Annotated in this window: 13 protein-coding genes; 12 read left to right on the top strand and 1 reads right to left on the bottom strand. The window is 46.3% G+C overall.

What is annotated here, in order from left to right:
- The 11 genes from NG833_RS16035 to NG833_RS15990 form a co-directional block, all read left to right on the top strand.
- Positions 1-1,959 (top strand): CHAT domain-containing protein (locus tag NG833_RS16035; RefSeq protein WP_254566290.1); only part of this gene is annotated, 1,959 nt, incomplete at its 5' end.
- Positions 1,960-2,091: 132 nt separating this feature from the next.
- On the top strand, positions 2,092-2,319 hold the full coding sequence (locus NG833_RS16030) for a hypothetical protein (RefSeq protein ID WP_254566289.1): 228 nt from the start codon (positions 2,092-2,094) through the stop codon (positions 2,317-2,319).
- Positions 2,316-2,579: a type II toxin-antitoxin system RelE/ParE family toxin gene (locus NG833_RS16025; RefSeq protein ID WP_254566288.1), complete on the top strand. Its 264-nt coding sequence runs from the start codon at positions 2,316-2,318 to the stop codon at positions 2,577-2,579. The genes NG833_RS16030 and NG833_RS16025 overlap by 4 nt, the downstream gene beginning before the upstream one ends.
- A gap of 51 nt (positions 2,580-2,630) precedes the next feature.
- Complete coding sequence (locus tag NG833_RS16020; protein ID WP_254566287.1) at positions 2,631-2,975, top strand: hypothetical protein; 345 nt, start codon at positions 2,631-2,633, stop codon at positions 2,973-2,975.
- Positions 2,968-3,285 carry a hypothetical protein gene (locus tag NG833_RS16015; RefSeq protein ID WP_254566286.1) on the top strand — a complete coding sequence of 106 codons (318 nt, stop codon included), beginning with the start codon at positions 2,968-2,970 and terminating at the stop codon, positions 3,283-3,285. Before NG833_RS16020 ends, NG833_RS16015 begins: the two co-directional genes overlap by 8 nt.
- Before the next feature lie 97 nt (positions 3,286-3,382).
- Complete coding sequence (locus NG833_RS16010) at positions 3,383-3,637, top strand: DUF433 domain-containing protein (RefSeq protein ID WP_256556010.1); 255 nt, start codon at positions 3,383-3,385, stop codon at positions 3,635-3,637.
- Positions 3,634-3,996 carry a DUF5615 family PIN-like protein gene (locus NG833_RS16005; RefSeq protein WP_254566284.1) on the top strand — a complete coding sequence of 121 codons (363 nt, stop codon included), beginning with the start codon at positions 3,634-3,636 and terminating at the stop codon, positions 3,994-3,996. Before NG833_RS16010 ends, NG833_RS16005 begins: the two co-directional genes overlap by 4 nt.
- Before the next feature lie 68 nt (positions 3,997-4,064).
- Positions 4,065-5,513, top strand: coding sequence for a hypothetical protein (locus NG833_RS16000; protein WP_254566283.1), 1,449 nt, complete (start codon positions 4,065-4,067; stop codon positions 5,511-5,513).
- The gene (locus NG833_RS15995) at positions 5,510-5,671 is read left to right on the top strand and encodes a Uma2 family endonuclease (protein ID WP_254566282.1); all 162 of its coding nucleotides are present in this window, start codon (positions 5,510-5,512) and stop codon (positions 5,669-5,671) included. The genes NG833_RS16000 and NG833_RS15995 overlap by 4 nt, the downstream gene beginning before the upstream one ends.
- Before the next feature lie 51 nt (positions 5,672-5,722).
- Entirely contained in the window at positions 5,723-5,848 is a 126-nt protein-coding gene (locus tag NG833_RS30460) for a hypothetical protein (RefSeq protein WP_256556009.1), read from the top strand.
- A 251-nt stretch (positions 5,849-6,099) separates the two neighbouring features.
- Positions 6,100-6,813 carry a Uma2 family endonuclease gene (locus tag NG833_RS15990; protein WP_254566281.1) on the top strand — a complete coding sequence of 238 codons (714 nt, stop codon included), beginning with the start codon at positions 6,100-6,102 and terminating at the stop codon, positions 6,811-6,813.
- A 90-nt stretch (positions 6,814-6,903) separates the two neighbouring features.
- Here the strand turns inward: NG833_RS15990 and NG833_RS15985 are convergent, their stop codons facing one another.
- The gene (locus NG833_RS15985; protein WP_254566280.1) at positions 6,904-10,257 is read right to left on the bottom strand and encodes a glycoside hydrolase family 15 protein; all 3,354 of its coding nucleotides are present in this window, start codon (positions 10,255-10,257) and stop codon (positions 6,904-6,906) included.
- Between the two features lie 328 nt (positions 10,258-10,585).
- Here NG833_RS15985 and NG833_RS15980 point away from each other — a divergent pair, with 328 nt between their 5' ends.
- A complete protein-coding gene (locus tag NG833_RS15980) occupies positions 10,586-11,323 on the top strand; it encodes a WecB/TagA/CpsF family glycosyltransferase (protein ID WP_254566279.1) in 738 nt (245 codons plus the stop codon).
- Positions 11,324-11,943: the final 620 nt, after the last annotated feature.

Below are 11,943 nucleotides of genomic sequence, written 5' to 3'. Positions count from 1 at the left end.
AGGGCGATCGCCTGTTACCAAGCGGCATTAAAAGTTTATACCCCAGAAGCCTTTCCCCAAGACAATGCCAGAACCCAAAATAATCTGGGGGCTGCCTATAGCGATCGCATCCGAGGGGAACGCGGCGAGAATCTCGAAACGGCGATCGCCTGTTACGAAGCGGCATTACAAGTTAGAACCCGAGAAGCCTTTCCCCAAGACAATGCCGAAACTTTATTTAATTTAGGACTTGCCTATCGCGACACTTCCCAATTGCAGAATGCCTACGATACCTTTGCCCAAGCAATTAACACCGTAGAATCGATCCGCAGCGGCATCATTGAAGGCGGGGAGGCAGATAAACAGAAATTAGCCGAAGAATACAATCAACTGTATCTGGTAATGGTGGAAGTCTGCCTAGAATTAGAAAACTACGCTATAGCTTTGGAATATGCGGAACGCAGCAAAGCGAGAAACTTAGTCGAATTACTTGCCGCTACGCGCCTCAAACCCGAAGGAGTTTCCCTGGAAGTTTGGGAACGTTACGATCGCCTCTATCAAGAGTGGTGGAACATCCAGCAGCAGCGCTATAGTAGCGCCTCCTCCACCCCCGCAACCGCCACTGCCGACATCTCCCACCGCCTCACCCAGTTACGCCAAGACATCGATACCTTAATCGAAACCGAAATCGCCCTCCACGATCGGAAATTCCGCTTCGGGCAAGAAGTAAAACGGATCCGCTACGCCGAAATTCAAGCCCTGGTGGATCGCAACACCGCAATTGTGGAGTGGTATTTTACCAGCAAAGGCATCCACGCCTTTATCGTCACCTGCCAAGGGCAACAACCCATCCCCGTCTCCACCCCCAGCGATGCTGTTGAAGCGTTAGGACAGTTGACGGATGAGTATAAAAACGATTATCTTCACTCAGATGACACTCACTGGCAGCAGCAGTTACCCGCTTACCTGCAACGGTTGGCAGAGATTCTGGAACTGGATACCCTGCTGTCGCACATTCCCCCCCAGTGTCAGCAGTTAGTCTTAGTTCCCTATCGCTATTTGCATTTGTTCCCGCTTCACGCCTTACCTGTTTCCGAGACAGAATATCTCAGCGACAAATTCCCCCAAGGAATTCGCTATGCCCCCAGCAGTCAGATTTTGCAGCTATCTTTATCGGAAGATAGCACAGCAGAGGATACCCGAGAGGGCAAGATACCCCCACGTCCAGAAATACCGAAAGCTCTATTTGCTATTCAAAACCCAACAGAAGACGACCGCTTAGAACCTTATGTTTCTATTGAAATTGAGGCATTACAGAAACTATTCACTCCAGTCACCGTATTAAAAGGAAAAGCGGCGAGCAAAACTGCATTTACGCAAGTTGCGACCCAATTAAAAGAGTCAGCCTTCGTTCACTTCTCCTGTCACGGTTCTTTTGAGTTTGAGAACCCTCGCATTTCAAAGCTGTTTCTTGCTGATGCCAAGCTGCCGGGAATAGAGTTATCCGAAAAAATCAATCCTCTTGGATGCCTCACCCTGCCGGAAATTTTTAACCTGCGTTTCCGGCAATGTCGCCTCCTCACTCTTTCTGCCTGCGAAACCGGCATCACCGATATCACCACCACCAGCGACGAATATATCAGCATTCTCGCTGGATTTTTCTTCGCCGGTTCGCGCAATGTGTTGGGGACGCTATGGGAAGTTGATGCCTTTCCCACCGCAATTTGTATGATTCACTTTTATAAAACTCTCCTCGACTACAAAACTTGTCCCTCCGTAGCGTTGGCATTGAAGCAAACCCAGGAGTGGATGCGGCAAGTTACGGTTGCTGGTTTGTTAGAATGGCTCGATGAGTGTCGGTCGATCGGGGAGGAACGCCGGAAGGAAATGCGGGATGATTTAACGGACTGGTATAGCCAGACCGAAATTCCGTTTCAAAAGCCCTATTTTTGGGCGGGGTTTTGCGCCGTTGGACAGTAAAAATCCAAGCCAAAAGACAATGGAACTCTTGCAGAATTACGAAGAGATCCCCCCAACCCCCCTTAAAAACGCCAATCGGCTTAAGAAATTTAAGTTATAATTAAGCCGAGTATCTTTTGAGGGAAAAGAACGATGTCATCAGCAGCAAACGATTTGGTGGAAATGGTAGAAGCTTTACCGATTGAACTACAGGAACGAGTGGTAGAGCATTTGCGCGAGTACATTGCCGATCTACAGGATGAACAGCAGTGGGATGCCTCCTTTAGTCGAACCCAGTCAGCATTAGTCGCGGCGGCGCGAAAAGCGAAACGGGAACGGGCAGAGGGAAAAGCAACTGTAATGGATTACGAGCAGTTATGAAATCTGAAGTTCTTCCCTCCTTTTGGGCTGAGTATCGCAAGCTCAGTGATGATATTCGGCAACGTACCCGCAAAGCTTATCAGCTATGGGCTGAAAACCCATTTCATCCTTCTCTGCATTTTAAGTGCATCAATCAGAAAGAGGAGATTTGGTCAGTGCGAGTTACGCGGGGGTATCGAGCAGTGGGATTGAAAGAGGAAGACACAGTAACCTGGTTTTGGATTGGTAGCCATGATGATTACGAGCAATTTTTTGGCTAAAATGTGTGTGGCGTTATAACCTTTGAAGTGATTCTCAAGGAAATTAAAACGATGATGACACCAGAAGAAACAATAGAAGCCTTTCTGCAAGTTTGGGAAAACAAGCCAGACTTGTTTCTATCGCCGGATGTAACAAACGAAGAGTTAGACAGTTTAAACAAACAAATTACCTCGTCCAGCGATACATCTAACGCAGAGATTGCCAAACAGATTAGAGAGTGGTGCAAAAATCATCCCACTATCAGAGATGCAGTACGCGCCGCCCCAAAAAAAGTTAAAGGATACCAAAACATTTCCACTCAAGAAAGTCACTCTTTGCAGAATCAATATCCCAAAATTTCCTCAAGTTTGCGAGAACGACTTCCGAAAATTACCGAAAGCAAACCCAATGAATGAAGTTTGGGATGCTTTAGTTCGGGAACATCTGGAAAGTTGCGAGTATAAAATTGCGGGGTATTGGGATGAAAGCGATCGCTATTATGCAGAAATTGCCTTACCGCGCAGGTTGTCGGCTGAACTGATTAACTGTGCGATCGCTGTTTGCGGAGACAAACACCGGATTTACCTTCAATTTGTGCTGAAGAGTGCAACCCCTAAAGGGGTTACTACAAACGGGACGTTAATGCTGATTTATGATAAAAATATGGAATTTGTGGATGAAAATTGGCAGATCGATCTGAATTCTCTATGGATGGGGAACTCGTAAGATTGAAATCTACGGTTAAAGAGACTTTTGTCTAATTTGATGAAAGAATTTTTTTAATTCAAAATATCCTTTTAGTGTAGCTACGGGGTAATAATCGATGTTGGAACAACTAGATAGAATCACATTTAATCCTAAAGTAATGACAGGAAAAGCCTGTATTCGAGGAATGCGACTGCCGGTTTCTTTAGTGGTTAATTTAGTGTCAAACGGTAAAACAGCAGCAGAAATTATCGAAGACTATCCCTATTTGGAACCGGAAGATATTCGCCAAGCTTTGTTGTATGCGGCATGGTTAACCGAGGAAAGAGCGATACCCATTAAAAACAATCCAAATGTGGAGTCAGTTCAATGAAGTTTTTGGCCGATATGGGAATTTCCCCGCGCACAGTTGCTTGGTTAAGAAGTCAAGGCTATGATGCCATTCATTTAGTGGAACAAGGACTAGAACAAATTCCCGATGAAGCAATTTTGGTTAAGGCTGAAACTGAAGAAAGAATAATTCTTACTGTGGAACTAGATTTCGGTTTTTTGTTGGCAACAACTAAATCTTCATTACCCAGCGTTATTTTATTTCGGCTAGGAAACGCCAGTCGGGAAACGCTCGAAAAAAGATTAGCAGATGTTTTGGCAGAATGTGAAACGGAATTATCTACTGGCGCAATTATTTCTGTAAGTGATGAATATTTACGAGTGCGTCGTTTACCCATATAACCCAATTGTTGCCGCCACTCAACCCTTAAAGTATGATAAAGGAACCCACTCCCGACAAGGCAAACCCAATGAACCCTAAACCCAGCGATCGCATTTTTGCGCCAAACATCTATTTATGCGCCTACTACCTCAGCGACGACGCCAGAGAAAATCATCCCCTCTGGCAAGAATGCGATCGCCTTTTAGATAAGTTAGCTTCAAAACCAGAATCCCTCAAAAATCATCTCGATTTTAGCCAATCCAGAAATGGGGAACGTCAGATTTTACTCCAGGGTAAACCTCGGATTGACTTCACTCTGAAAAACGACGACGAAATTGAAGTCTATGCTCAACCTTTGAAACTCTCAGAAGATAGCTATGCGTTAGTCTTCAATGTCGGTTATGACGAGGAAAACGAATCGACTCCACCAGAAGTCGAGGTGAATCTCCTCAACAGCTTTAACCCCGAAAATTGCTTGCTGCTGCCAAAATCTGATGATAATTTTCTGGGACAAACTATCCTGCTTACCGCTTGGATAACCACCAAAACCAAACAACGGAATGCCACCTATCTACAAAACCTTGCCAATACCTGCTACCAGGAGTTACTCGGCAAGAATGCACCGCCATTATACCGCAGTGGCGAGTTATTTGGTAGCTCAATTTTTGAATATGGCAAACCCCGTGAAGCTGACAATTCTCCCCACGTCCTGATCTGGCTATTTCGCGACGAAGCTGCCGATCGCACTCTGCAAGATTGCTTCGATCCTATCTTCGATATGTTCTTCTATCGGAGCAAAATTGTCAAAGCGTTTCAAGACAGTCGCAACATTTACGACGAACTGAAGCAAGATTATAAACAACTTGACCCCTTCTTCGACAACCTGCAAAAAAAACTCGATAGCGCTAACCCCGACAAAGACGACAGTTACTTAGACGAGTTTAAAACCCAGTTAAAGCAACTCGCTTGCGATTCGTTGGAATACACCCGCCTCTTGCGAAAGCTGGAAGATTTTGCCAATACAATCGAGATAAATCTTTACAATTATAACGAGACAATTGAGCAAATTTGTGCTACACTAGGAACCGATAAGGAAGAACTATCATTTTTACAGCACTTCAGTCAACAAACCGCACCGTACTTCTACAGGCAAATCCAAGGGGACTTAGGCTATTTTGAACATGGGACGGAGTTAGTTGAGCAAGCGATCGCTTCGATTCGAGGGATTGTGGAAATCGACCAAGCCAAACGCGATCGCCAAATCGAAACTGCGATTTACGTGATTGGCGCTGGGTTAACAGGCGCGGGAATCGCCGCATCGAGTTCCGGCTATCTCACTGCTGGCAGTCAAAATGGTGAGATGACCATCCAATGGATTCCCGATTTTAGCCATTCGATTCATCCCTTTACCAAAGTGCTGGGAATTAGCATCGCGATCGGGGTTGTATTGGGAGTTGTCGCTTTGCTGATTAGAAAATTGATAGAATTAAAAAGCGTCACGACAATGTTGCACCGGATATTTAAAAAGCTAAATTGATTGAAGAAGGCGCACTAGAATTGATTGTGAAAATTGCGATTTTTAGTGCTAGTTATGACCTCAATGATAAGCTGAATGCCTATCAACGCAATGGAGTTCAGGAATATATTGTCTGGCAAATTTATAAGAATAAATTGGATTGGTTTATCTTCCAATAAGGTCGATAGGTTTCCTGAGAGTCGGATGAACAGGGAATTTTGCGATCGCAAGTGTTTCCGGGTCTATGGTTGTCTGTAGAAGCGTTGCGAGGAAAAGATGGCGCGAGTCTGAATACGGTGTTGCAGCAAGGGTTACAGACAGCAGAACATCAAGGGTTTGTGCAGCGTTTGGCATAGTTTTCAGCGGAGTGATGGAACGGATATTAAGATTAAGTTGAGAAACCGGGTTTCTTTCAACAACTTGTGATAATTTGCAGAAACTTAGGCAAGAAACCCGGTTTCTGGTCCCCTGGCAAGGTTGAGAAACCGGGTTTCTTTCAACAACTTGTGATAAGTTGCAGAAACTTAGGCAAGAAACCCGGTTTCTGGTTTCTTTTGATAGAAACCTGTTATAAAATGGATATAGCCTAACGTTTTATTTTACGCCGATGACTACTATTACTGTGCGAAATACTCCCCCTTTAGAAAGTGGCGATCGCCTGACTCGTGATGAGTTTGAGCATCGCTATCATGGGGCACCGGAGATTACCAAAGCTGAATTAGTTGAAGGAGTTGTGTTTGTGGCATCCCCCGTTCGTGTAAATCGACATAGCCGACCCCATGCGCTGATTATGGCTTGGTTGAGTGCGTATTGGACGGGAACGCCCGGTGTAGACCCCCAAATTGAGCCGACGGTTCGTTTAGATGAGGAGAATGAACCTCAACCGGATGCTTTGTTACGCCTTGAACCGGCAGTGGGGGGTAATTCTTCGATTACGGAGGATGATTATATTCAAGGTGCACCGGAATTGATTGTGGAAATTGCTGCTTCTAGTGCCAGTTATGACTTGAATGATAAGCTGAATGCCTATCAACGGAATAGAGTTCAGGAATATATTGTCTGGCAAATTTATGAGAATAAACTGGATTGGTTTATCTTAGAAGAAGGTCAATATGTTGCCCTAGTGCCGGATGAACAAGGGATTTTGCGATCGCAAGTGTTTCCCGGTTTATGGTTATCCGTAGAAGCGTTGCGTCAGAGGAATGTGGTGCAGGTGGTAGCGGGTGTTCAGCAAGGGTTACAGACAGCAGAACATCAAAAATTTGTGCAGGGTTTGGCGCAGTTTTCAGGGGACCGCCTACAGGCGGATAAATCCCACTGAATAAGACTTTCAGTCGGTTTCAACCGACTTTAGCTATGAGGCCGCCAATCGTTTGAACCCCCGCCGGGTGTTGCCACTTACCCAGTTGAATTACCCCACTGCGATCGCCTTGCCAAATTTGGTCAGGTAGCGGAATGCTTTCACCACAAAACTGGCACAAACATAAGGCGAAGTATTGTAAAATGAAGGCCATGCCAAGGCTTTATCTTCATCGTAGAAGTCGCTGCGTTCCGGATGCCCTTCAATCCAGGCTAATCGCACGGCATGACCAATTAATACATCCAGGACGATATATTCCTGAATCTGTAAATCCGGGTTGCGATCGCAAATTGCCGCGAGTTCCATCAAGGTTTCAATATTCACCTGTCGGTATTCCGGTGCTTGGATTTTATTTAGCAAATGTTCCACCCGCAGGGCAAAATTTTTCTCCCCTGGGGTCATTTCTGCTAAAATTAACTCGCTATCTAAGCGGTTGCGGCGCTCTAATTTATCCCCAATCACCAACCCTTTGCAATGTTGCATCACTTCCCACACCCGAGGGTAAAACTCTTTCGGGACTCGTCCTGCGGCACCATCTAACTGTCGCCGTCGCTGCCAATTTCCGCCAGAGATTTCCTCGGTTTCATTGGGGGAAGGCAGCACCACCCAGTCAATCTCTTGTTCCTGTTTTTGGACGTGCAGGGATTCTTGTTTTTTCAGGAGTTTATTCATCCCGGCATATCCTTTCAACACTTCCCGCAAGCGATTATTAATTTCAAAGGGACTTAATTCCATCACCCGTTCATAGGCTTCATCTTGGGTGAGGTGTAATTCTTTCGCTAATTCACTGGTAATCAGCAAGATTAAGTAACTCACGCGCAGGGTGAGCAATCCATTAAATAAGTCCGGTTCGGCTTTGATTAATAACCCTAGATAGAGTAAAATCTCCTGAGTCAAGACGCGATCGCGAATGTCCTCCCCGCAAAACAACCGAATTTTGTCCACAATTTCTGTATAGGACATCGGACGAGAAATCAGGGATGCCTCCGTATAGGCTTTGCCGACGGTAATCTGCTTTTGCCGGACGAGGATATCCGTCACCGCATCGGATAACCCAATATCCACTTTATTCAACAATCCGGCAGCGCGACGGACGACGGACCAATGAATCTGCTGTTCGGCGGCATTCTCGGTGCTATTACCCTCGGGTTTCGGAGTTGTTCTCGGGTTACTTCCGGCGATCGCACAATCCCCGATCGCCTTCCCGGTTCCCGCCTTAAAATACACTTCATTCAGTAAATCCGCCACTGTCACCGAGCGTCCGGGTCCTGCCAGTCCCGTTTCAAACTCTAATCCCTGCAAGCGACAGAGGGTATGCAACAGTTCAATTTGTTCATACAGATTATAGGAAGATCTCAAACTATCCAGCAACAATCCCGGATCCGTTTCACACTCTAGCATGAACTCCTGAGTATGATTCAACGGCCCATTTTTCTCGGGATCGTAAGCCAAAAAATAACAAGCGGGTGCGGCATTTTTCACCGGATTCTCACTAAACTGAAAGTCATGGAGAAAATCAATCCGCTCAATGCTGCCAGTGAGCATCAATTGATTCAGTCGTCCCAACTTCACCGGCGTCCCTTCGCAGTTCCCGTCCCGCAATTCTTTCATCAGTTCCAGCAATGCCGGGAGAAATCCCTCACTACTGCCATCAGTTTCCAACATCGCATGAGTTAGCAACAAAGTGACCGTGGGACGTCCTACCCCATGACCCCCAATTTGAGGATAGCGCCACCAATGGCGATGGATATAGGCGAGTTCACCCTTGATATTGGATACCAAAAAGTGATAATCTAAGGTGAGGTAAAACTCCTGTTGGTCTAAGAACGACGGCAAGAAGACAATCGTTTCCCCGCGAATCCGAAAAATATTAGAAGTAGTGAGACTGCGTAACCGGCGCACAGGTCGTCCCGTTAGCCCGAACTTATCGTTCCGGCCAATTTGCCGATAGACCCCAGAGAGGTCTCGCGCTTTTCGCACTTGAAGCGGTTCGACTTCTGCCGGAGTTTGGGTGGCAATCCCATGATAGGCGAGTTCGGTTTGTAGGTCTTCATCTTCCGCCAGCAGGGCGATTTGCACCACAGGTTTGCGGCGTCCGGCGAGGGTGCGGCGACGTCCTAGGGGGTCAATATCCCCTCGGTGTAACAATCCTTCATCGAGCATCAGACCGAGGAAATAGAGGCTTTGGGCCCAGACTAAGGGGAGATTTTCATTGGGGAGGCGCGTTTGAGTCTGGGGATTTGCCCGTTCCGCTTCTACTTTGTCCGCAGGAACGTAATACAACTCGGGAAGGAGTTTCAATCCGTAGGATTCGACAACTAGGGAGTTGAGGCGTTCTTTATACTCTTCGATTTGGGTGCGATCGCCTCTAAAAATGCCATCCAGGAATAAGTAAGTGAAAAATAACGGCCACTCACATTCAATATTCTCAAACTTTTTCAGTTCCCAAGGTTCGTAATGCAAGCGCCAAGGGTCTTCCAAAACCGTTTGATGTCCATCCCGCAAAAACCGCTTGCAGCCGTATTTCCCCTGTAATTTATTGATGACTTTCTGTTTGGTGCGATCGCATAAAGGCCCATCCTCAATTGCAAAAGCCGGAAACGTAATGATACTCAACAACGCCGCATCCACTTCCTTAGAACTCGATTCCCGAGGTAGAATCGATTCCAAAGTCTGTCTTGCGCGGGCAATTTCATCCGCCAAGACATGAATCACCGAATTCTGAGACCCTTTCACCCCAAACAGATTCACCCCATTAATCGCTTCCAATGCCGCCAGTGCCATGCCAATGGAAGAAGCATTTAACTCCGGATTCCCTTTATTAATTTTATTTCCCCGTTCCCAAATTCCATAATCCGGAGTGCGATAAGCTCGTCCAATATAATAGACTAAATTCTGAATAAAATTAACTTCATCCACCGTATAAATGATGGACAATCCCGAAACCGTCATTTGAGCCAACATCAACAAAAAGATGGACGTGGCATCAATTTGGAGATGTCCCCACTCATTATCCCCAACCACCGTATCTCCGCTATGGGTATCAAATTTGGCGTGCAAAGAATCCAGCAGGGATTGGGTTTCTTTGAAGCGTTCCACCTTGTCTGCTTGTCGCATCATACAAAACAGCAATCCCCGCATCAACTTGACAACACTATGTTCTAACTCATAAGTGCGTCCTTGGGAATCATCCATTTTGCGATAGGCGAGGGCCAACCCCCAAACCGCGAGAATGCTATAAACATTGTCGCGCACCCAGGCATCGGTATAGTCGCCGTGGGCGTTGATGGCAGTAGAAGCCGGTAACAGTCCTGTAATCGGATTTTGGCGAACTAGGATGAGTGACTGGATCTGGTGATAGTAATACTCTAATCGGGTTTGACGTTCGTTTGAGGTCAGGGTCATGAGGTTGTTGGGGGTTGAAGAAACAGTAAGATTGGACTCGTTGGCGCAAGGGATTTTTACCCCGCCTTGAGAATATCCTGGCGCTTTGATTCCAATTTTTATAAATGGGACCTCTCCCCCCCCAGCCCCCCCTCCCCTCCGAGGGGAGGGGGGGGAGTAATCACTCCCCCTTCCCTTGTAGGGAAGGGGGTTGGGGGGTTAGGTCTGATTTGGACTTTAATTCTGTCTAGTTAGTTAATAAAATTAAAATATAATTAAAATCAAATTTCGTCAAGAATAAGCTGAGGCATTAGCAAGCTGGAAGTAAGGGTCTAAAAACAAAAGGGTTATGTTACAGGTGTTGCAAAAATTTTCCGTATTAGGATTGCCGGTTCATATTACAACTGACTATCGAGATTGGTTACAGTCACGTTTGCAGCAACGCCAGGGTACTCATGTGGTGACGCTGAATGCGGAAATGGCCATGCAAGCGCTAGAGACTCCGGACCTCGCTGAGGTGATTCATCAGGCGGATTTGGTGATTCCTGATGGTGCCGGAGTGGTGTTTTACTTTCTCGTCCGGGGTCGAAAAATCCAGCGCTGTCCGGGAATTGAACTGGCGGAGTCATTGGTGCAGTTAGCGGGGGATTTGGGGGAGGACTGTTCCACCTTTTTCTTTGGGGGGAAACCGGGAATTGCTGAGATAGCGGCGAAGCGATGGCAAACAGAGTTACCGGGATTGGCGATCGCCGGAACCCAGGATGGATATCTCTCTCCAGAGGATGAACCGGCGTTCAAAGCGCGACTGCAACAACTGCAACCCCGATTGATTTTAGTCGGATTAGGCGTTCCTCGACAAGAGTTTTGGATTCGAGAAAATCGCCATTTATGTCCCGAAGCAATTTGGGTGGGAGTTGGCGGGAGTTTCGATATTTGGTCGGGTCAAAAAGAGCGAGCACCCGTTTGGTTACAAAGGATACAGATGGAGTGGGCCTACCGTCTCTATCAAGAACCCTGGCGCTGGAGACGGATGTTAGCATTACCCCAGTTCGCCTGGATTTCCATGAAAACCGCCCTCCGGCAGTAAGCATATTTCCAATTGTTCGTAGTAACGACTTCAGTCGTTTCCAATGTTTGTAGTAACGACTTCAGTCGTTTCCAATGTTTGTAGTAACGACTTCAGTCGTTTCCAATGTTTGTAGTAACGACTGAAGTCGTTATCCGGTGTTTGTAGTAACGACTGAAGTCGTTATCCGGTGTTTGTTAAAGCGCGCGCGCATCTTAAATATTAAAGGTCCGAGTCACCTTACCTCTTCCCAAGGGGGAGAACGACTGAAGTCGTTACTACGAACTAAGAAAGAAACGACTGAAGTCGTTACTACGAACTAAGAAAGAGAACGACTGAAGTCGTTACTACGAACTAAGAAAGAAACGACTGAAGTCGTTACTACGAACTAAGAAAGAAACGACTGAAGTCGTTACTACGAACTAAGAAAGAGAACGACTGAAGTCGTTACTACGAACTAAGAAAGAAACGACTGAAGTCGTTACTACGAACTAAGAAAGAGAACGACTGAAGTCGTTACTACGAACATGAAGAAACGACTAAAGTCGTGACCTTGAAAGGGAAGACCCTCTTCCTCCCCATCCTCCTCATCTCCCCCATCAACCAATGACCAATGACCAATGACCAATGACCAATGACCA

Source organism: Oscillatoria sp. HE19RPO, assembly GCF_024220515.1.
Taxonomy (GTDB): domain Bacteria; phylum Cyanobacteriota; class Cyanobacteriia; order Cyanobacteriales; family Laspinemataceae; genus Laspinema.
Note: the sequence above shows the minus strand (reverse complement) of the source record. Positions and strands in the feature narration are given on the sequence as shown.